Annotated in this window: 19 protein-coding genes; 1 reads left to right on the forward strand and 18 read right to left on the reverse strand. The window is 71.1% G+C overall.

Annotated features, from left to right (window positions below):
- Nucleotides 1–82: 82 nt before the first annotated feature.
- The 13 genes from RV986_RS50640 to RV986_RS50700 form a co-directional block, all read right to left on the reverse strand.
- Nucleotides 83–934, reverse strand: a complete 852-nt coding sequence (locus RV986_RS50640; RefSeq protein ID WP_475923867.1) for a creatininase family protein — start codon at nucleotides 932–934, stop codon at nucleotides 83–85.
- 29 nt (nucleotides 935–963) lie between these two features.
- Nucleotides 964–1,425 (reverse strand): cytidine/deoxycytidylate deaminase family protein, encoded by a 462-nt coding sequence (locus RV986_RS50645; RefSeq protein WP_475923868.1) that lies wholly within the window; start codon nucleotides 1,423–1,425, stop codon nucleotides 964–966.
- Nucleotides 1,422–2,186: an amidohydrolase family protein gene (locus RV986_RS50650; protein ID WP_475923869.1), complete on the reverse strand. Its 765-nt coding sequence runs from the start codon at nucleotides 2,184–2,186 to the stop codon at nucleotides 1,422–1,424. Before RV986_RS50650 ends, RV986_RS50645 begins: the two co-directional genes overlap by 4 nt.
- Nucleotides 2,187–2,205: 19 nt before the next feature.
- Nucleotides 2,206–3,168, reverse strand: coding sequence for an ABC transporter ATP-binding protein (locus RV986_RS50655; protein WP_475923870.1), 963 nt, complete (start codon nucleotides 3,166–3,168; stop codon nucleotides 2,206–2,208).
- Nucleotides 3,165–4,178 carry an ABC transporter ATP-binding protein gene (locus RV986_RS50660; protein WP_475923871.1) on the reverse strand — a complete coding sequence of 338 codons (1,014 nt, stop codon included), beginning with the start codon at nucleotides 4,176–4,178 and terminating at the stop codon, nucleotides 3,165–3,167. Before RV986_RS50660 ends, RV986_RS50655 begins: the two co-directional genes overlap by 4 nt.
- Nucleotides 4,175–4,864 (reverse strand): alpha/beta hydrolase, encoded by a 690-nt coding sequence (locus RV986_RS50665; protein WP_475923872.1) that lies wholly within the window; start codon nucleotides 4,862–4,864, stop codon nucleotides 4,175–4,177. The genes RV986_RS50660 and RV986_RS50665 overlap by 4 nt, the downstream gene beginning before the upstream one ends.
- Before the next feature lie 5 nt (nucleotides 4,865–4,869).
- On the reverse strand, nucleotides 4,870–5,955 hold the full coding sequence (locus tag RV986_RS50670) for an ABC transporter permease (RefSeq protein ID WP_475923873.1): 1,086 nt from the start codon (nucleotides 5,953–5,955) through the stop codon (nucleotides 4,870–4,872).
- Nucleotides 5,952–6,890 carry an ABC transporter permease gene (locus RV986_RS50675; RefSeq protein WP_475923874.1) on the reverse strand — a complete coding sequence of 313 codons (939 nt, stop codon included), beginning with the start codon at nucleotides 6,888–6,890 and terminating at the stop codon, nucleotides 5,952–5,954. Before RV986_RS50675 ends, RV986_RS50670 begins: the two co-directional genes overlap by 4 nt.
- Entirely contained in the window at nucleotides 6,883–8,538 is a 1,656-nt protein-coding gene (locus RV986_RS50680; protein ID WP_475923875.1) for an ABC transporter substrate-binding protein, read from the reverse strand. The genes RV986_RS50675 and RV986_RS50680 overlap by 8 nt, the downstream gene beginning before the upstream one ends.
- Nucleotides 8,539–8,679: 141 nt before the next feature.
- Nucleotides 8,680–9,474, reverse strand: coding sequence for an N-acyl homoserine lactonase family protein (locus tag RV986_RS50685; RefSeq protein ID WP_475923876.1), 795 nt, complete (start codon nucleotides 9,472–9,474; stop codon nucleotides 8,680–8,682).
- Between the two features lie 491 nt (nucleotides 9,475–9,965).
- Nucleotides 9,966–11,369, reverse strand: a complete 1,404-nt coding sequence (sthA, locus tag RV986_RS50690) for a Si-specific NAD(P)(+) transhydrogenase (RefSeq protein WP_475923877.1) — start codon at nucleotides 11,367–11,369, stop codon at nucleotides 9,966–9,968.
- Between the two features lie 80 nt (nucleotides 11,370–11,449).
- Nucleotides 11,450–12,784 (reverse strand): enolase C-terminal domain-like protein, encoded by a 1,335-nt coding sequence (locus RV986_RS50695; protein WP_475923878.1) that lies wholly within the window; start codon nucleotides 12,782–12,784, stop codon nucleotides 11,450–11,452.
- A 60-nt stretch (nucleotides 12,785–12,844) separates the two neighbouring features.
- Nucleotides 12,845–13,804, reverse strand: a complete 960-nt coding sequence (locus tag RV986_RS50700; RefSeq protein ID WP_475923879.1) for a 5-dehydro-4-deoxyglucarate dehydratase — start codon at nucleotides 13,802–13,804, stop codon at nucleotides 12,845–12,847.
- A gap of 106 nt (nucleotides 13,805–13,910) precedes the next feature.
- Between RV986_RS50700 and RV986_RS50705 the strand changes: the two genes are divergently transcribed.
- Nucleotides 13,911–14,699 (forward strand): IclR family transcriptional regulator, encoded by a 789-nt coding sequence (locus RV986_RS50705; protein WP_475923880.1) that lies wholly within the window; start codon nucleotides 13,911–13,913, stop codon nucleotides 14,697–14,699.
- A gap of 133 nt (nucleotides 14,700–14,832) precedes the next feature.
- Here the strand turns inward: RV986_RS50705 and trxA are convergent, their stop codons facing one another.
- The 5 genes from trxA to RV986_RS50730 form a co-directional block, all read right to left on the reverse strand.
- Complete coding sequence (trxA, locus tag RV986_RS50710; RefSeq protein ID WP_475923881.1) at nucleotides 14,833–15,219, reverse strand: thioredoxin; 387 nt, start codon at nucleotides 15,217–15,219, stop codon at nucleotides 14,833–14,835.
- Nucleotides 15,220–15,323: 104 nt separating this feature from the next.
- The gene (gene clpB / locus RV986_RS50715; RefSeq protein WP_475923882.1) at nucleotides 15,324–17,966 is read right to left on the reverse strand and encodes an ATP-dependent chaperone ClpB; all 2,643 of its coding nucleotides are present in this window, start codon (nucleotides 17,964–17,966) and stop codon (nucleotides 15,324–15,326) included.
- Entirely contained in the window at nucleotides 17,957–18,352 is a 396-nt protein-coding gene (locus RV986_RS50720) for a chaperone modulator CbpM (RefSeq protein WP_475923883.1), read from the reverse strand. Before RV986_RS50720 ends, clpB begins: the two co-directional genes overlap by 10 nt.
- Nucleotides 18,349–19,320 carry a DnaJ C-terminal domain-containing protein gene (locus RV986_RS50725; protein ID WP_475923884.1) on the reverse strand — a complete coding sequence of 324 codons (972 nt, stop codon included), beginning with the start codon at nucleotides 19,318–19,320 and terminating at the stop codon, nucleotides 18,349–18,351. The genes RV986_RS50720 and RV986_RS50725 overlap by 4 nt, the downstream gene beginning before the upstream one ends.
- A 6-nt stretch (nucleotides 19,321–19,326) precedes the next feature.
- Nucleotides 19,327–19,929, reverse strand: coding sequence for a nucleotide exchange factor GrpE (locus RV986_RS50730; RefSeq protein ID WP_475923885.1), 603 nt, complete (start codon nucleotides 19,927–19,929; stop codon nucleotides 19,327–19,329).
- Nucleotides 19,930–19,931: the final 2 nt, after the last annotated feature.

The raw sequence follows: 19,931 nt of genomic DNA on the forward strand, positions 1-19,931 counted from the left end.
GTATCTCACGGGCGGGGTCGGCCGGGTGCCGGCGGGGGATCGGGGGACACGGGTGAATCGGCTCGCGTCGCCGGTCCCGATGTCAGGACGGCCGCCCCGGGCGGTGGGTCGGATCGGGCCACGGCTCGCGGACCGCCGCGGCCACCGCCCGGGCGGTGGTGAGGACGCAGCGGTCGAACTCCGCCCGGCCGTGCGCGGGGTCGGCGTCGGTCACGTCCCGGCCCCAGACCCCGGTCTCGCTGACCTGGTCCATGCGGTAGTCCCAGAACGAGTCGACGTCGACATGGGAGGTGGCCCGTTCCATTCGGACCAGCTCCGGCGCCAGATGCAGCATCACCGACGTCTCGAAGAAATTGGCGTGCATCAGCGCGCGTCCGTAGGTCACATGCCCGTCGACCTCGGGCCCCGGGTACATCGTCACGTATCCCAACGCCCTGACCCGTGCGTCACGGTGACGGACCCTCAGCTTCTCGGCCGAGACGTCCAGCGCGCCGTTGTTCCAGATGTGCCCGTTCAGCAGGATGAACTGCCGTACCCCGGAGGAGTACAGCGACTCGATGACGTCCTCAACGACCGCGATCATGGTCTCCGGCCGCAGTGCCACCGTGCCGGCGAAGTCGCCGTGGGACGCGGACACCCCGAAGCTCAGGGGCGGCAGGAACGGCACCCCGGTCAGCGCGGACACCCCCAGGGCGACGGCCTCGCAGATACGGGTGTCCACCGCGAGCGGCAGATGGGGGCCGTGCTGTTCGGTGGCGCCGACGGGGATGATGACGGCGTCCTGACCCGCGGCCGTGGACTCCGCCTCCGGCCAGGTCAGCTCCTCCCACCGCAGGGGCGAGCCGGATCCGCCCAACTGCGCGGCGAGTTCGGGGACATCGAGCCCTGTGGGGATGTTCCGTCCGGATGAACCGGTGACGAAGACGGACGACATGTCTCTTCTCTCCTCGGGGCCGCCGGCGCTCACCACTGGCGTCGGCTCTTCTCGGGCAGCAGGTCCAGGGCGCGCAGCGCGACGGGCTCGTCCCCGTCGACCGTGGTCACCCAGACGGTGGCGTCCGGGCAGTAGTCGCTGATCAGTTCGCGGCACACCCCGCACGGCGCGATGATCCGGAACCGGTCGGCGGGTTTGACCTGCACCGAGACCACCGACGTGACGCTCAGCGGGGTCCCGGCGGTCAGCGCGCCCCGGGCGGTTCCCATGGCCACCCCCTCGGCACAGACCGAACTGCGTCGGCAGGAACCCTCCACATGGACGCCGGTGTGGACCCGGCCGTCGGCGGTGCGCAGCGCCGTCGCCACCTCGTGCCGGCCCGGCTGCCGGACCCGGGCCAGCAGATCCTGTGCCGTGGCGAGGAGTTCGGCGTCGTCCGCGCTCATCGACGGCGGCGCGGGCACGGGCCGGATGCCGTCCGCGGCGCTCATGCCGGCAGCCCCAGCAGCCGGGCCATGTTGCCGCCCTCGACCAGCGCCCGGTCCTTCTCGTCCTCGACCGCCTTCGCGATCTTCATGCGCTCCAGGTCGAAGTCCGAGCCGGGCCACTCGCTGCCCATCAGGATCTTCTCGGGACCCAGCCGCGCGTAGGCGCGCTTCACATCGCTCATCAGCGTCGCCGACGTCTCCAGGTACACATGCGGCTGCCGTTCGGCCACGATGATCGCTTCGGGCACGTTCCACACGGCACCCATGTGCGCGATGATCGTGGGCACCCCCGGATGGTCACGGGCGATCTCCTCGATGGCCAGCGGCGCGCAGAACGCGTCGTCGAGGGCGTTGACCAGGACCAGCAGCCCGCGCCGGGCGCACGCCTCGAACACCGGGTCCAGCAGGCCGTGGTCGGCGACGTGGTAGCCGTGCAGACTCGGGTGCAGCTTCAGACCCACCAGCCCCGCGTCGGCCATGCGGTCGATCTCGTCGATCGCGTCGTCCGCCTGCGGCAGCACCTGCCCGAAGCCGAAGAACCGGTCCGGGTGCGCCGCCACCAGGGAGCTGATGAACTCGTTCTCGATGCGCTGGGCGAGCGAGCACACCATCGCCATGTCCACCCCGGCCGCGTCCATCCGGTCGAGGATCCGACGGGGTTCGAAGGGCTTGTACGGCGGCGGGGCCTGCCCCTTGCGGGCTCCGGTCAGGTAGTCCGAACGGCCCCGGACGTCCTGAGTGGTGTTGTACGCGTCGATGATCATGCGGTTCGTCCTCACCTTGCTACTCGCTGGAGATCAGGGGCAGATGGCAGCGCACACTGCGGCCGGGCGCGATCTCGCGCAGCTCGGGCGCGCTGGTGCGGCACCGATCCGTGGCGACGGGGCACCGGGTGCGGAACAGACAGCCCCCGGGCGGATTCGCCGGATCGGGCAACTCGCCCTCCAGAACGTGCTGTTCACGGATCTCGCCGGGTCGCAGCACAGGAACCGACGACAACAGCGCCCGGCTGTAGGGGTGCGCGGGGGCCGAGAAGAACGCGTCCCGGGAGGCGACCTCGATGATCTGGCCGAGATACATGACCGCGATCCGGTCCGCGATGTGCCGGACGACTCCCAGGTCGTGCGAGATGAACAGCATCGTCAGACCCCGGTCGCGGACCAGGTCCGACAGCAGGTTCAGCACCTGGGCCTGGATCGACACGTCCAGTGCCGAGACGGCCTCGTCGGCCACCACGAACTGCGGAGAGGAGGCGAGTGCCCGCGCGATGCCGATGCGCTGGCGCTGACCGCCGGAGAACTCGTGCGGCCTGCGCCCGCCGGCCTCCGCACCGAGACCGACCAGCTCCAGCAACTCGGCCACCGCCCGCGCGGCCTCGGCCCGGGTGGCGCCGCGTGCCCGCAGCAGCGGCTCGGCGACGATGTCGGCGATCCTGCGCCGTGGGTTCAGCGAGCCGAACGGGTCCTGGAAGACCATCTGCAACTCGGCCCGCGTACGGCGCAGTTGACGCCCGCGCAGCCGGGTGAGGTCGGAGCCGTCGAAGTCGATCCGGCCCGACGAGGGCTCGATCACCCGCAACAGGGCCCGCCCCAGCGTGGACTTGCCGCACCCCGACTCGCCGACCAGACCGAGGGTCTCGCCCCGGAGGATGTCGAGGTCGACGTCCCGCAGCGCCCTGACCCGGCCGCCCGCCCGTCCCGGGTACTCCACCCGCAGCTCGCGGGCCTGGATGAGCGCGCCGGTCATGCGATCCCTCCCTGGGAGCGGGCCTTGGCACGTGCGGGGCCGGGCAGTACGCAGGCGTCGACATGCCCGTCGCCGCCGTACCGCTGTTGCAGCGACGGGCGTTCGGCGCAGGCCTCGTGGACGAAGGGGCACCGGGGTGCGAACGCGCAGCCGGGCGGTCGGTCCACCCCGGTCAGCGGGCTGCCCGCGATGGTGGGCAGCCGTCGTACGACCGGACCGTCGATCGGCGGCACCGACCCGAGCAGCCCCATCGTGTAAGGGTGTTGAGGATGGAACAGCACCTCCTCGCGCAGCCCCTGCTCGACGATCCGCCCCGCGTACATGACGGCCACCCGGTCGGCGACCTCGGCCACGACTCCCAGGTCGTGGGTGATCAGCAGCACGGAGGTGCCGTGGTCGCGCTGGACCCGCCTGAGGACCGCGAGGACCTGGGCCTGGATGGTGACGTCCAGTGCGGTGGTGGGCTCGTCCGCGATCAGCAGGGCCGGGTCGTTGGCCAGACCCATGGCGATCATCACGCGCTGCCGCATGCCTCCGGACAGCTGGTGAGGGTAGGCGCGCGCCGCCCGCTCGGGTCCGGCCATGCCGACCTCGCCGAGCAGTTCCACGGCACGCCCCGCGGCCTGCGCGCGCGGCACGTCGCGGTGGGCGCGGATCATCTCGGAGACCTGGGCGCCCGCCCGGTGCAGCGGGTTCAGCGCGGCGAGCGCGTCCTGGAAGACCACCGCGACGTCCTTGCCGCGTACGGAACGGAGTTCCCGCTCGGACGCGGTGACGAGGTCGCGGCCCTTGAAGGCCACCTCGCCGCTGATGTGGGTACGTGGACCGCGGTTCAGGCCGACCAGGCTCATCGACAGGGCGGACTTCCCGGACCCCGACTCGCCCACCAGCGCGAGGACTTCGCCCTGCCGCAGGGTCAGATCCACGCCGTCCACGGCCGGCAGCCGGCCGTCCGGAACGTCGAACCGCACCCGCAGATCACGGACCTCCAGTACGGGGGCCGACGTCACGAGGCGGCGCCCACGGCCACGGCTGCCGTGTGGATCAGGTCGGCGACCCGCTTCGGCCACACGAGGGTCGTGTAGTGACTGCCCGGCACATGCTCGACGGTCGCCTTCATCCGGGCCGCCATGTCGTTCTGGATCTCCGGGCGCAGCGTACGGTCGTCGTCCGCGACCAGGTACCAACTGGGCAGGGTGCGCCAGGCCGGTGTGCCGGTCGGCTGCGTGAAGATGAGGTTCTCCGCCTTGCGGCCCTCCGCCTCCACGACGGCCCGCTGCTCGGGGGAGAGATCGGGGCCTATCTCGGCCCAGAACTCCTCGCTCGGCTCGGACTTCCACTCGCCGTTCGGACCGCGCCGCATGTACTTGGAGATCTCGGCCTCCTCGTACCGCTCGACGATCTCGTTGACCGTCTCGCCCTCCTCCGGCCCGAACGCGGCGATGTACACGAGCCCCTTGACCCGCGGATCGCGGCCGACGTTGCTGATGACCGCGCCGCCGTAGGAGTGCCCGGCCAGCAGTACGGGTCCCGTCGTCTCCGCCAGGACGGCCGCCGTGTTGGCGACGTCGTCCTCCAGCGAGGTCATCGGGTTGGTGACGGTGAACAGCCGGTGACCGAGGGCGGTCAGCAGGGGTGCCACCGCCGACCAGGTCGTCGGGCGTCCGCCGGCACCGTGGACCAGCACGATGTCCATGGAGGTCATCCTTTCCGTATACGCGGGTCGAGGACCGTGTAGAGCAGGTCCACCGCGTGATTGACCAGGGTGAACAGCAGGGCGATGGCGAGGGCGGCGCCCTGGACGACGGGGTAGTCGCGCTGGAGGACGCCCTGCACCAGCAGCCGGCCGACACCCGCGTACGAGAAGACCGTCTCGGTGATCACCGAACCGCCCAGCAGGGACCCGAACTGGAGCCCGAGGACGGTGACGATCGGCAGCCAGGAGTTGCGCAGTACGTGGTGACGGATCACCACGCCCTCGCTCAGTCCCTTCATCCGGGCCGTCCTGACGAAGTCGTCGTCGAGCACTTCAAGCACGGAGGCGCGCACGATGCGGGTGATGAACCCGGCCATCGACAGCGCCAGCGTGACGGCGGGCAGGATCAGGTGCTCGATCCAGGGCCACACCAGCTCGGGTCGGTTCTGGAGGATCGCGTCGAGCAGGACGAAGTTGGTCGTCGGGTGGTAGTCGAGCGTGCTGGGCAGACGGCCCAGGACCGGCAGCCAGCGCAGCCACACACCGAAGACGACGATGCCGAGCACACCGAGCGCGAACCAGGGCAGCGAGAAACTCACCGTGGCCATGGTCCGGATCGAGGTGTCGATCCAGCCGCCCTTGCGCAGTGCGGCGACGACGCCGCTGACGACACCGAGCAGGATCGCGACGGTCATCGCCGCGAGGGTCAGCTCGATCGTGGCCGGGAGGGCGTCGCCGAGGAGCCCCAGGACGCTGTTGGACCCGTAGAACGAGGTGCCCAGGCGCAGATGCACCAGATCGTTGAGGAAGGTGCCGTACTGGGCGAGCAGCGGCCGGTCCAGCCCGAGTGCCCTGTTGACGCGCTCCTCGTTCGCGGACACCTCGGCCGCGGACAGGCTGTTGCCGCCCGCCGCGAGCGAGGTCGCAGGTGAGCCGGGCAGCAGGCGCATCGCGAGGAACACCAGGCTGGCCAGCGCGAACAGCACGACGGGGATGATCGCCAGGCGCCGTACGACCAACAGGGCGGTGCTCGTGGCCCACTTGGGCCGGTGGAGGCGGAGGGCCGGGGCGGCCCCGGTGGACGCGTTCATGCCGGTCCCCGGACGTCGAGCGCGTCGCGCAGGTCGTCGCCCACGAAGTTGCAGGCCACGACGAACAACAGCGTGAGCGTCGCGGGCAGAATGACCAGCCGCGGTGCGGAGTAGAGGAACTCCTGTCCCGCCTGGACCATGTATCCCCAGTCGGGCTGCGGCGGCTGGATCCCCAGGCCGAGATAGGACAGGCCGGCCGCGAAGCCGGCTGCGACCGAGAGCGTCATGACGACCTGGGCGAGCATCGGTCCTGCGATGTTCGGCAGCAGTTCCCGCGCGAGGATGCGCGGGGTGCGGGTGCCGCCGAGCCGGCAGGCCACGACGTAGTCGCGGGCCGCCTCGCGTGCCGTCAGCGCGCGGGCCAGCCGGGCCAGACCGGGGGCGAGGGAGACGCCGATGCCGAAGACCAGGCTGAGCGTGCCCGGCCCGGCCACCGCCACCAGCAGGATGACGAGCAGGATGGACGGGAACGCGAGGGCGAGATCCACCAGGCGCATCAGGATCTGTTCGACGACACCGCCGACGTACCCCGCGACGAGCCCGATCCCGGTGCCGACGACGGCGGCCAGCGTGGTCGCCGCGAACGACACGAGCAGCAGTGGGCGGGCGCCGTGCACCAGCCGGGCCAGCTCGTCGCGGCCCAGGTCGTCCGTGCCGAGCGGATGGCCCGCGGAGCCCAGGGGCAGCAGCGCCGACGGGGTCTGCCGCAGCGGGTCGGCCTGGACCAGGAGCGGGCCGACGGCCGCCACGAGGATCAGGGCGACCAGGACCAGCCAGGAGAGCACGGCCGGCCAGGACCGCGCCACCCGGCGACGGCGCAGTGCGGCGAGAACGGCCCGCCCGGCCGAGGGGGACGGGGGAGTGGGCGGGCGGACGGCCGCGGCAGGCGGGCTGCCGGTGGCCGCGACGCCCGCCGTGGCCGTCGTCTCAGACACTGGCCTTCTCCATGTAACAGCGGTGGTTGGCCAGCGCGCTGGTGTTCATGTGCTTCACGTGTGAGCCGCTCACCACGAGGTTGGCGAAGCAGGCCAGCATCGAGAGCACCATGTAGTCCTCCGCCCAGCGCCGCTGGATCCTGGTGTAGGCGGCCGTGCGCTGCTTGCCGTTGGGGAGGTTCTTGGCCGTCTCCAGGTCCGCCGCGAGCGAGGCGGCGCCGTCGAGGGTGTCCATGCCGGTGATCGTCGCGCCGTACAGCCCGGTGGGGCTGGCCATGGCGCCGACCATGTCGTTGGCGTCGGGGACGTAGGTGTTGCGCTCCCAGATCATCAGGTCGTGGTAGTCGTCCTTGCCGTCGAGCAGACGGGTGAAGTAGGTGGCCGGGTCGACGGAGGTGGTGGACACCTTGAACCCGACGTCGGTGAGGTTCTGGGCGACGATCTGCGCGGCCTTCGGGTGCCAGGAGTCGCTGGCCGCCATGAGCCGGATACGGCGGCCTCCGGCACCGGCCTCGGCGATGAGCTTCTTGGCCTGGGCGGTGTCCTGGGTGCTCAGGTCGGCGAGGCCGGTGTCGTAGCCGCTCTGCGCGGGCGGGATGGCGTATCCCTCGGGCAGAGCGCCGACGCCGTAGAACGCCTGGCTGAGGATGGCCTTGCGGTCGATGGCGAGGTTGATGGCCTTGCGGACCTTGAGGTCGGGGACGCGCCGGGCGTCGATCATCAGGATGGCGTTGGCGTTGTACGGCGTCTTGTAGACGGTCACCGAGTCGTCCTTGCGCAGCTGTGCGGCGGCGGAGTACGGGGTGAACTGGGTGGCCGAGATGTCGCCGCTGAGCAGGGAACTGACGATGGTCGACGGATCCTGCACCTGGCGCAGCACCAGCCGGTCGACGGGCGGTCTGCCCAGCCGGAAGTCGTCGAAGGCCTTGAGGGTGATGGACTGGCCGGAGGTGGCGGCGGAGAAGGCGAAGGGGCCGGTGCCGACGAGGTGCTTGCCGATGTCGGCGCCGTACTTCTTCAGCGCGGCCTTGGAGATGATGCGGCCGCCGATGTCGGACAGCTGGCCGAGTGCCGTCCGGTCCGGCTTCTTGAGGACCATCTTGACGGTCAGGTCGTCGGGGGCGGTCAGTGAGGCGACGTTCGCGCCGAGGTCGGACAGCGGTCGGGTGGCGCCCTTGGGCAGGGTCTTGTCGTTCTCGTCGAACTGCCTGCCCAGGCTGGCCAGGACGTCGGCGGAGGTCAGCGTGGTGCCGTCGTGGAACTTGACGCCCTCGCGCAGGGTGAAGGTGTAGGTCAGCTGGTCGCCGGAGATGGTCCAGCTCTTGGCCAGGTCGGGGGTGGGCTCGTTGGTCTCGAAGGAGATGAAGGTCAGACCGCGGCAGATGCAGTCGACGGCCATCCAGTCGCCCAGCGAGGTGTAGAACGTCGGGTCGTTGACGGCACTGGTGGCGTCGATGGCGAGCGTCAGGGTGCCGCCCTTGCCGCTTCCCCCGGCGTCGTCGGCCGCGGCACCGCAGGCGCTCAGCAGGGCAGGGAGCCCGAACCCGACCCCCACGCCGAGGAGCCCCGCGCCGCGGAGCATGGTGCGGCGCGACACCTCCGACGCCGCGGGGCCGGCCGAGGGCGATCCAGGTGACAGGTCCGGCATGTGGGCCTCCTTGGGCACCGATCCTCAGAGAATGGATCTAAAACGTTCGAGATTGGATCCAAAAACATGTTCAGTGGTCACGGATTCCTCCTTGTGTCCCAGGAGTTAAAGGCGCGTGAACCGAACCGGGGGGCGCCGGGGTCAGATGTTCCGGCGGCGCATCAACTCCGGCCAGACCACGGGGTCATGACCGGGAATGAGTTCGTAGCCGCGTTCGGCGGCGATTGTCTTGAGTCGACGGATGGGTTCCACCGTCCGCGCCGGATGCACCCCCACGGAGGCGCCGATGGCACGCTCGTGCTCGATGTTCTCGGTGAGGTCGGCGGCGTCGAAGGCGAACACGAAGCCTCCGCCGTCCGCGAGGTCCACCACGAAGCTCTGGTGTCCCGGGGTGTGCCCGGCGGTCAGCACGGCTGTCACGCCGGGAGCGATCTCCACGTCACCGTCGGCCTGGCGCCAGTCGATGCGGGGATCGTCGAAGTCGACCCGGAAGATCGCGTTGCGCTCCACCTCGGGCTGCCCCGAGAGGCCGTAGGCCAGCTCGGCGTGTTGCACATGCACCGGCACCCGGCCCGCGAAGTGCTTCAGCCCGCCCGCGTGGTCGGTGTGCAGATGGCTGACGGCCACCGCGTGGATCGCGTCCATGGCGACACCGGCGGAGTCGAGGGCTTCCTCCAACGGCTCGCCGGGGCCGGGCAGGATGGGACGGTAGGCGGGGGAGTTGTAGAAGCGGCGGCGCAGCGCGGGGTCCCGGATCAGCGCCGTGTTGAAACCGGTGTCGAGCAGCAGCCAGCCGCCGTCGCACTCCAGGAGCACCGCCGGCACCGGTTCGCGCAGGCGTTCCTCGTAGGGTGCGCCGTGCACCGACACCGACTTGGGGAGTTCCTCCCAGCCGAGCAGGAGCGGCACGATCCGCCGCACCCCGCGCCGTGTCATGAACGGTCCTGGCGAGATCGGGGACGAGATCGGGGACGGGGGTGGGGATGTGACGGCGTGATCTTTCGGGGCAGCGGGGATACGGCGATACTGGCGGGCATGGCCTTGCGCTCCTGGGTGGGAGAGGGCGGGCATCGGGAACCCGGCTCGGGGATCCACACCATAAATATTTGGATCCAATGATGGGTTGCCGGGAAGTAACAACCCATCGCCCGGTCTCCGCCGCCCGCACCGCCCGCGACGCCCCTGACGGGAGCCTCGTACCCCGCGGGGCATGAACGGGGCCTGGGCCCTTGGATGCCGTCAGTTGGCCGGTCGAGGCGATCGGCGCGAGGGAGTGGCATCGGCGTCGGGCCGGGGCCCGGGCCCCTTTGCAGGGCACCCGGGCCGGGCTTCTGTCGGCTGCGACTGCCGGCGGCGCCGGAGCGTGCGGGGCTCCGCCGACCTGACCGACTCGGACGGTTCCCCGTGTTCAGCGGGTGGCCGGGCGGTCAGTTCTGGAGGCGGTCTATCTGGCGGATCTTGTTGGTCGCGTCCAGGGCGGCGACCTTGTAGGACTCGGCGAGCGTCGGGTAGTTGAAGACCGCGTCGACCAGATAGTCGACCGTGCCGCCGCAGCCCATCACGGACTGGCCGATGTGGATCAGCTCGGTGGCCCCGGTGCCGAAGCAGTGCACGCCGAGCAGTTTGCGGTCGTCCGGGGAGACCAGGAGCTTGAGCATGCCGTGCGAATCGCCGATGATCTGGCCCCGGGCCAGCTCGCGGTAGCGGGAGATGCCGACCTCGAAGGGCACGCACTCCTCGGTGAGTTGGTCCTCGGTCCGCCCGATGAAGCTGATCTCCGGGATGGTGTAGATGCCGATCGGCTGGAGGTCGTGCATCGGGTGCACCGGCTCGCCGAAGGCGTGGTACGCCGCCGTACGGCCCTGCTCCATCGAGGTCGCGGCCAGCGCCGGGAAACCGATGACGTCGCCGACCGCGTAGATGTGCGGCACCTCGGTACGGTAGTTCTCGTCGACCTTGATACGGCCGCGCGGGTCGGCGGACAACCCGGCTTTGGCCAGGTCGAGTTCGGCGGTGAGGCCCTGCCGTCCCGCGGAGTACATCACGGCGTCCGCGGGGATCTTCTTGCCGCTCTCCAGGGTGGTGAGGGTGCCCCGCGGGTGACGCTCGACCGCGGCGACCGTCTCCCCGAAACGGAAGGTGACGGCCAGATCCCGCAGGTGGTACTTGAGCGACTCGATCACCTCGACGTCGCAGAAGTCCAGCATCGCGGCCCGCTTCTCGACCACCGTGATCTTGCTGCCGAGGGCGGCGAACATGGAGGCGTACTCCATGCCGATCACACCGGCCCCGACGATCACCATGGAGCGCGGCACCCGCTCCAGGTTGAGAACGTTGTCCGAGTCCATGATCGTCCGGCCGTCGAACGCGACGCTCGCGGGCCGCGCCGGCCGGGTCCCGGTGGCGATCACGATGTGCTCGGCGGTCAACAGCTTTTCGTTGCCGTTCGCTTCGACGAGGGCGACGGTGTGGTCGTCCACGAAGCGGCCGGTGCCGGCGAAGAGGGACACCTGGTTGCGGGACAGCTGGCTGCGGATGACATCGACCTCGCGGCTGACCACGTGCTGGGTGCGCGCGGTCAGGTCGGCGACGGTGATGTCCTCCTTGAGCCGATAGCTCTGTCCGTACATGTCGCGCTGGGTGAGGCCGGTGAGATAGAGGACCGCCTCGCGCAGGGTCTTGGAGGGGATGGTCCCGGTGTGGATGGAGACCCCACCGACCATGTCGGGGCGGTCGAGGACGGCGACCCGGCGGCCGAGTTTGGCCGCGGCGATGGCGGCCTTCTGGCCACCCGGGCCGGATCCGATGACAAGCATGTCGAAGTCGCGCACCCTCCGGAGTCTGTCAGGCCGGAGACCTCCCCCGAAAGGGTGAATGGGCAACAGTCGGTCCCGCATGCGGCAAAAGGCGGCTACCGCACCAGACACGGGCGCTTGCCGTCGAACTCCCAGCCGGGGACGAGGTAGCGCATCCCGACGGCGTCGTCACGCGCCCCGAGCGCCTTCTCCCGGTAGAGCTCGTGAGCCGCGAGGAGCCGGTCCTCGTCGAGCCGGACCCCCAGCCCGGGCGCGTCGGGGACGGCGATCTCCCCGTCGACGATGCGCGGCGGCTCGACGGTGAGCCGCTCCAGCCCCTCCTGCCAGATCCAGTGCGTGTCCAGCGCGTTGTACTCGCCCGGCGCCGCCGCCCCGCAGTGCGTCACCATCGCCAGCGAGATGTCGAAGTGGTTGTTCGAGTGACACCCCCAGGTCAGCCCCATCGCGTTGCACAGCTGGGCCACCCGTACCGAGCCCTGCAGGGTCCAGAAGTGCGGGTCGGCCAGCGGGATCGACACCGATTGCAGGGCCAGCGCGTGGGTGAGCTGCCGCCAGTCGGTGGCGATCATGTTGGTCGCCGTCGCCAGGCCCGTGGCGCGGCGGAACTCGGCCAGGATCTCCCGCCCGGAGTAGCCGTCCTCGGCTCCGCAGGGGTCCTCCGCGTAGGCGAGGGTGCCGACCAGCGGCGCACACAGCTCGACGGCCTCGCGCAGCGACCACGCGCCGTTCGGGTCGAGGGTGATCCGCGCCTCGGGAAAGCGGTTCTTGAGCGCCCGTACGGCCTTGACCTCCTCCGCGCCCGCGAGGACACCGCCCTTGAGCTTGAAGTCCCGGAATCCGTACAGGTCGTAGGCGGCCTCGGCCTGCCGGACGATCGTCTCCGGCGACAGCGCCTCCTCGTGCCGGATCCGGTACCAGTCCACGGCCGCCTCGGGTTCGCGGACGTACTCCAGATCCGTGCGGTCGGGGTCACCGACGTAGAACAGATAGCCGAGGACCCGTACGGAGTCGCGCTGCTGCCCGTCGCCGAGGAGCGCCGCGACGGGTACGTCGAGATGCTGCCCCAGCAGGTCGAGCAGCGCCGACTCGACGGCGGTGACGGCGTGCACGGTGGTGCGCAGGTCGAAGGTCTGGGTGCCGCGGCCACCGGCGTCGCGGTCGGCGAAGCGGCCCCCGATCTCGCGCAGGACGCGCTTGTAGTCACCCACCCGCGCCCCGACGACCAGGGACTCGGCATCCCGCAGTGTCCGGGTGATCTTCTCGCCGCCCGGAACCTCGCCGAGACCGGTACGGCCCTCGGAGTCCGTCAGGACGACCACGTTGCGGGTGAAGTAGGGGCCGTGCGCGCCGGAGAGGTTCAGCTCCATGGAGTCCCGGCCGGCGACCGGGTAGACGGCGAACGCGGTGACGGTCGGCTGGCTCTTGTTCATGCTGCTCAAAATCCTCGGGTACGGGGGTGAAGGGGGCGGTGGTCCGTCGTGCGTCGCTCGTCAGGCCGAGAGGCGTGCGGCTCCGACCAGGCTCAGGCCGTCGTCGAGGACCTTCGCCAGCGAGGTGAGGTCGTCCGGGCCCGGGTCGGTGAGCGGGGCGCGGACCGGGCCGACCGGCAGACCGCGCAGCCGGGCGGCGGCCTTGACCAGCGAGACGGCGTAGCCGGGTACCCGGTCGCGCAGTTCGACGAGCGGGACGTAGAAGTCGCGGAGGAGCTTGGTCACCGCGGCGTCGTCGCCGTTCCGCAGGGCGGCGAAGAAGGCGTCCGCGATGTCGGGCGCGAAGGCGTGCACCGCCGACGAGTAGGCGGACACGCCCACGGTGGCGTAGGCACGGGCCTGGATCTCGGCGGTGGAGGCGCCGTTGAAGAAGAGGAAGCCGTCGGGCGCCGCGAGGGTGAGGCGCTGGAGCCGGTCGAGGTCGCTGTGCCCGTCCTTGAGGCCGATGACCCCGGGGATGTCCGCGATCCGCCGCAGGCTGTCGGCGGTGAAGGCGACCTGACCGCGCTGGTAGGCGATCAGCGGCAGTGAGGTACCGGCGGCGATCCGGCGCAACTGCTCCACCAGACCGTCCTGCGGGGCGGCGACCAGGTAGTGGGGCAGGACCAGCGCGGCGTCCGCGCCGGCCTCCTGCGCGATCCGGGCGAAGCGCAGCGCCTGCGCCCAGCCGTAGCCGATGCCCGCGACCACCGGCAGCCGCCCGTCGGCGATCTCCACCGTGGCCGTGACCACCGCGCGGTACTCGTCCTCGTCCAGCGAGAAGAACTCTCCGGTGCCGCAGGCGGGGAACACCGCGCCCGGTGCGGTGGCCAACTGGGCGGTCAGGTACGCCCGGTAGGACTCCGGATCGAGACCGCCGTCCTCCCGGAAGCTCGTGAGCGGGAAGGACAGCACCCCGTCCGCCATGCCCTCCCGCAGCCGCCGGGCCACGTCCGCGGCCGTCGCACTGAACCGTGTCATGAATCTCGTCCCTATATACAGATAGTATCTATGTATGCAGATGGAGGTTAGGTTCGTGAACGTGTGAGGTCAATGGGTGCGGCACGGCGGATTTACGATGGGGCCCATGCCGGAGAGCAGTGGTGTCCGAGGAGTGAAGTCGGCGGCCCGCACGGTCGCGCTGCTGGAGCTGCTCGCCGGGCGGGGCGACCGGCCGGCCCGCCTGGACGAACTCGCGGCGGAGCTCGGGGTGCCGCGCAGCAGCATGTACCAGCTGCTGCAGACCCTCGTCGACTGCGGCTGGGTGCGTTCCGACACCACCGGTTCCCTCTACGGCATCGGGATCCGCGCCCTGCTCACAGGGACCGGCTATCTCGACGGCGACCAGCACGTACGGGTGGTCCGCCCCTACCTCGACGAGGCCTCGGACGCGCTTGGCGAGACGATCCACCTGGCACGCCTGGACGGCCCGGACGTCGTCTACCTCGCGACCCGCGAGTCCCACGAGTACGTGCGTACCCTCGACCGGGTCGGCCGGCGGGTCCCGGCCCATGCCGGCGCCCTCGGCAAGGCACTGCTCGCCGAGCGGCCCGACAGCGAACTCCTGCTCCCCGCCGAGCCGTTGACCGCCCTCACGGCGAACACCCACACCGACCGCGCCGCCCTCCTCGCCGACCTCGCGGAGGTCCGCGAGCGCGGCCACTCCGTCGACCGGGAGGAGACGGTGCCCGGCATCGCGGGTTTCGGCTTCGCCCTGCGGTACGACACACCGGCCGTCGACGCCATCAGCTGCTCGGTTCCGGTGGCCAGGCTCACCGAGGACCACGAGGCCCGCGTCGTCGCCGTCATGCGGGAGATGCGGATGAAGATCGAAACGCTGGTGTCGCCCGCCCCGGGCGCTCCCGACTGGTGCTGACCGCCCCGGGCGCTCCCGATTGGTGCTGACCGCCCCGGGCGCTCCCGATTGGTGCTGACCGCCCCGGGCGCTCCCGACTGGCGTTGACCGCTTCGGCACGACGACCGTCCTCGTACGTGCCGCCGTCGTGGGTTCACCGGCGGGCGGCCAGGCTCTCCTCCACCCACCGTGTCAGCGCCGGCGCGGCCGCCGCGCCCGTCCGGCGGGAGATCGTCTCTCCCTTGTGGAGCAGCAGCAGCGTCGGCACCGCCTGCACCTGGAACCGCTGGGCGAGCCGCGGGTTCTGGTCGATGTCGACCTTGACCAGCTTGACCTTCCCGGCGAGTTGGTGGGCGACCCGCTCCAGCGCCGGGCCGACCGTCCGGCAGGGCCCGCACCAGGTGGCCCACAGGTCGACGAGGACGTACGGCTTCGCCCGCTCGGCGACCTCCGCGAAGTCCGCGTCACCCGCGTCGGTGATCCACGCCAGCGGGGACCCGCAGTTCCCGCAGCGCGGCGTGCCCTCGGCCGCCGTCGGCACCCGGTTCCTGCGGCCGCACCGGTCGCAGGCGATCGTCCCGCTCCGGCTGGCACTCGCACTGGTACCCGTACCCGTACTCGTACTGGTATGTGCGGACACCGCGCTCACGCGGCTTTCGGTACCGGCGGCGCGGCCGGTTCGCCGTAGGTCACGAGCAGTTCGCCGTTCTGCGCGTGGACCCGGATCGTCGAACCGTCCGGCACATCACCACGGATCAGCGCCCGGCCGATCATCGTCTCGACCTCGTGCGAGATGTACCGGCGCAGCGGCCGTGCCCCGTACACGGGGTCGAAGCCCTGCTGGGCGATGAGTTCACGGGCGGGTTCGGTGAGTTCGACGGCGATCTGCCGCTCGGCCAGACGTCGGCGCAGGTCGTCGAACTGCAGGTCCACGATGCGTTCGATCTGGGTCATGCCCAGCGGCTTGAACAGTACGACGTCGTCCACGCGGTTGAGGAACTCGGGCCGGAAGTGGCTCTGCAGCTCGCTCATCACCAGCGCCCGCGCGTCGGGCTTGACCTCGCCGTCGACGGTCACCCCGTCCAGCAGATGGGCCGAACCGATGTTGGAGGTCATGATCACCACGGTGTTGCGGAAGTCGACGGTGCGGCCCTGGGAGTCGGTGATACGGCCGTCGTCGAGGACCTGCAGCAGGGTGTTGAAGACGTCGGGGTGGGCCTTCTCGATCTCGTCGAACAGGACCACGGAGTAGGGCTTGCGGCGCACCGCCTCGGTGAGCTGGCCGCCCTCCTCGTAGCCGACGTATCCGGGAGGCGCTCCCACCAGCCTGCTGACGGTGTGCCGTTCCTGGTACTCGCTCATGTCCAGGCGGACCATGTTCTCCTCGGAGTCGAACAGCGCCGCGGCGAGTGCTTTGGCCAGCTCCGTCTTTCCCACGCCGGTGGGGCCGAGGAAGATGAACGAGCCGATCGGCCGGCGCGGGTCCCGGATCCCGGAGCGGGCCCGGATGATCGCGTCGGTGACCAGCTTGACCGCCTCGTCCTGGCCGATCACGCGCTCGGCGAGGATCTCGTCCAGTCGCAGCAGCTTCTCGCGCTCGCCCTCCTGGAGACGGGTGACGGGGATGCCGGTCCAGGCCGCGACGATCTCCGCGATCTCGTCCTCGGTCACGACCTCGCGCAGCAGCCGGTTCTCGCCCTGCTTGGAGTCCAGCCGCTCCTCCTCGGCCGCGAGGCGCCGTTCGAGCTCGGTGAGTGTGCCGTAGCGCAGCTCGGCGGCCCGGTTGAGGTCGTAGCTGCGTTCCGCCTCCTCGGCCTCCTGCCGCACCCGCTCCAGTTCCTGGCGCAACTCCTGCACCCGGCGGATGGCCTGGCGTTCGGCCTCCCACTGGGCGTGCATGGCGTCCGCCTCGGCGCGCAGGTCGGCCAGTTCGCGACGCAGTTCGTCGAGGCGCTTGGCGCTGGCGGCGTCGGTCTCCTTGGCGAGCGCCGCCTCCTCGATCTCCATCCGGGTGACCCGGCGGGTGATCCCGTCGAGTTCGGCCGGCATGGAGTCGATCTCGGTGCGCAGCCGCGCGCACGCCTCGTCGACCAGGTCGATCGCCTTGTCCGGCAGGAAGCGGTCGGCGATGTAGCGGTGGCTGAGGGTCGCCGCGGCGACCAGCGCGGTGTCCTGGATCTTCACGCCGTGGAACACCTCAAGGCGTTCCCGCAGCCCGCGCAGGATGGAGACGGTGTCCTCGACACTCGGCTCGTCCACCAGTACCTGCTGGAAGCGGCGTTCGAGGGCCGCGTCGGACTCGACGTACTTGCGGTACTCCTCCATGGTCGTCGCGCCGATCATGTGCAGTTCGCCGCGGGCCAGCATCGGCTTGAGCATGTTCCCGGCGTCCATCGCGCCCTCGGCACCGCCGCCCGCGCCGACGACCGTGTGCAGCTCGTCGACGAACAGCAGGATGCGCCCCTCGCCCCCCTTGACCTCGCTCAGCACGGCCTGCAGCCGCTCCTCGAACTCGCCGCGGTACTTGGCGCCCGCCACCAGCGAACTCATGTCGAGCGAGAAGATCGTCCGGTCGCGCAGCCCGTCGGGCACGTCGCCCCGGACGATGCGCTGGGCGAGCCCTTCCACGATCGCCGTCTTCCCGACGCCCGGGTCACCGATCAGCACGGGGTTGTTCTTCGTCTTGCGGCTCAGGATCTGGATGACCCGGCGGATCTCCGCGTCCCGGCCGATCACCGGGTCCATCCTGCCGCCGCGCGCCTCGGCGACCAGATCGCGGCCGTACTTCTCCAGTGCCTCGTACGAGGCCTCGGGCGTCGCCGAGGTGACGCGCTGGTTGCCGCGGATGCGGGTCAGCGCCGACAGGAACCCGTCCTTGGTGACGCCGTGCTCCTTCAGCAGCCGCCCGGCGGCGGTCCGGGACCCCTCGTCGGCGAGTGCCAGGACGAGGTGCTCCACGGATACGTACTCGTCCTTGAGCCGCTTGGCCTCCTGCTCGGCGGAGTCCAGTACCGTGGCCAGCCGCTGGGTGACGTACACCTGTCCGGGGGTGGCGCCGGGGCCCGTCACCTTCGGCCTGCGGCCCAGCTCGGCGGTCAGCGCGGTGCGCAGGGCCCGGGTGTCGGCGCCCGACCGGTCGATCAGCCGCGGTATCAGGCCGTCCGGCTGTTCGAGGAGCGCGAGCAGCAGATGCTCGCCGTCGACCTCGGTCTGGTTCAGCCGGCGGGCGATGGTCTGGGCCTCCTGCAGCGCTTCCTGGGACTTCTGCGTGAGCCGGTTCATATCCACGATTCATCACTCCTGGAGCCTGCGTTGCTGCGCCTCAGCGCGTCCTCCAACTCACTGATCCGGTCGAGCAGATCGAGCACCAGACCCATGGAGGCGTAGTTGAGGGGGAGCGCGGCCCGTAGACGTTGGATGCGGGCGAGGGTGGCGGGAGCGGACGGCTCGAACCACAGCCGCCCGGTGGCGTCCCGGGTGGCGTCGACGAGGCCGAGGGTGACGAACCGTCGTACGAGATCCGGATGGAGACCGGAGCGGCGGGCGACGGCGTCGAGACCGAGCCGATGGGGCGGCCCGAGCGGGGCGGCGCGGACCACGATGCTCAGCGCCGGCCGGGGGACCGGGGTGGCGGTGCGGCGGCGCGCGCCGCCGGGACGGGGGGCGGTGGTCATCGGGGCCTCCTCGGGTCGAAGGTGGACGCCGCGGCCAGTTCCTCGAAGAGCTCACGCTCACGGGCGGTCGGCTCGGGCGGCACCATGACACGGACCTCCGCGTACAGGTCGCCGTCCGTGCCGCGCGGGTTGGGCATGCCCTCGCCGCGCAGCCGCAGCCGGCGCCCGCCGGAGGAGCCCGCGGGAACGGTGACCTTGGCCGAGCCGCCGGGGGTGGGCACCGGCACGGTCGCGCCGAGTGCCGCCTCCCACGGCGCCACCGGCAGGACGACGTGGATGTCCCGGCCCTCCAGCCGGAACCGTGCGTCGGGCCTGATCCGCACCCGCAGATAGAGGTCGCCCGCCGGGGCGTCGCCGGTGCCCCGGCCGCCTTCGCCGGCCAGCCGGATGCGCTGGCCGTCCACCACACCGCGCGGGACGGTGACGTCGTAGGTGCGCTGCCCGTTCGGGCCGCCCAGGGTGATGCCGCGCTTGCCGCCCCGGTACGCCTCCTCGACGCTGAGCACGATCTCGGCCTCCTGGTCGGCGCCGGGCACCGGACCCCAGCCCCCGCCGCCGCGTCCGAACATCCCGCCGAACAGGTCCTCGAAGTCGACGCCGGAGCTGTCGAAGTCGACGCCGTCGGCGGTACGGAAGCGCACCCGGGATCCGCCTCCGCCGCCCCCTGCACCCGCCCCTCCGACGCCCGCGCTCCAGCCGCCGCGGGCACCCGCGGCCGTGGCCACCCGCTCGTCGTAGTCCTCCGGGATCTGCCGGAAGTTCGCACCGAAGCGGTCGTAGCGCTGCCGGGTCCCGGGGTCGGACAGCACGCTGTACGCGTCGTTGATCTCCTTGAAACGCTCCTCGGCTCCCGGGTCCTTGTTGATGTCGGGGTGGTGTTTGCGCGCCAGCGTGCGGAAGGCCTGCTGGATCTCCTCCGCGCTCGCGGTACGCGGCACCCCGAGCACGTCGTAGTAGTCGCGTGCCATGGGGCGTCACTCCTGCCGCTTGCTGACCACGACGAACGCGGGGCGCAACTGCTTCCCGTCCGCTCCGTAGCCCGGGCTCACGACCTGCGCCACGGTGTTCGGCTCGGCGTGCGGGGCGTCGATGACCCCGACGACCTCGTGCCGGGTCGGGTCGAAGGGCACTCCGGTCTCCTCGTAGCGGGGATAGCCGAGGCCGCGCAGCACCTCGACGGCCTGGTCGCGCACGGCTTCGATGCCCTTCAGTACGGCGGAGGGGTCGGATTCGGCGTGGGCCAGCGCCCGCTCCAGGTTGTCGAGGACGGGCAGCCAGACCCCCGCGGTACGGGCGCGCTCCTCGACACGCACGCGTTCGAGCTCCTTCGCGTGACGCTTGCGGAGGTTCTCCAGGTCGGCGAGCGCGCGGCGCCAGCGGTCGCGCAGTTCGTCGAGGGCGGTGGCGTGCTCGTCCGACTCCGGCCGCCGCGAGGACGAGGGGACCGCGCCCACCTGCTGCGAGGAGGGCACGTCCGCCTGCTCCGAGGCGGGCGGCTCCACGCCCGGCCGCGGCGTGGGCGACGGCGTCCCGCCCGGCTGTTCCGGAGGCGTCATAGGCTCCTGGTCGGTGGCCATGG

Source organism: Streptomyces sp. RLA012 (genome assembly GCF_056270325.1).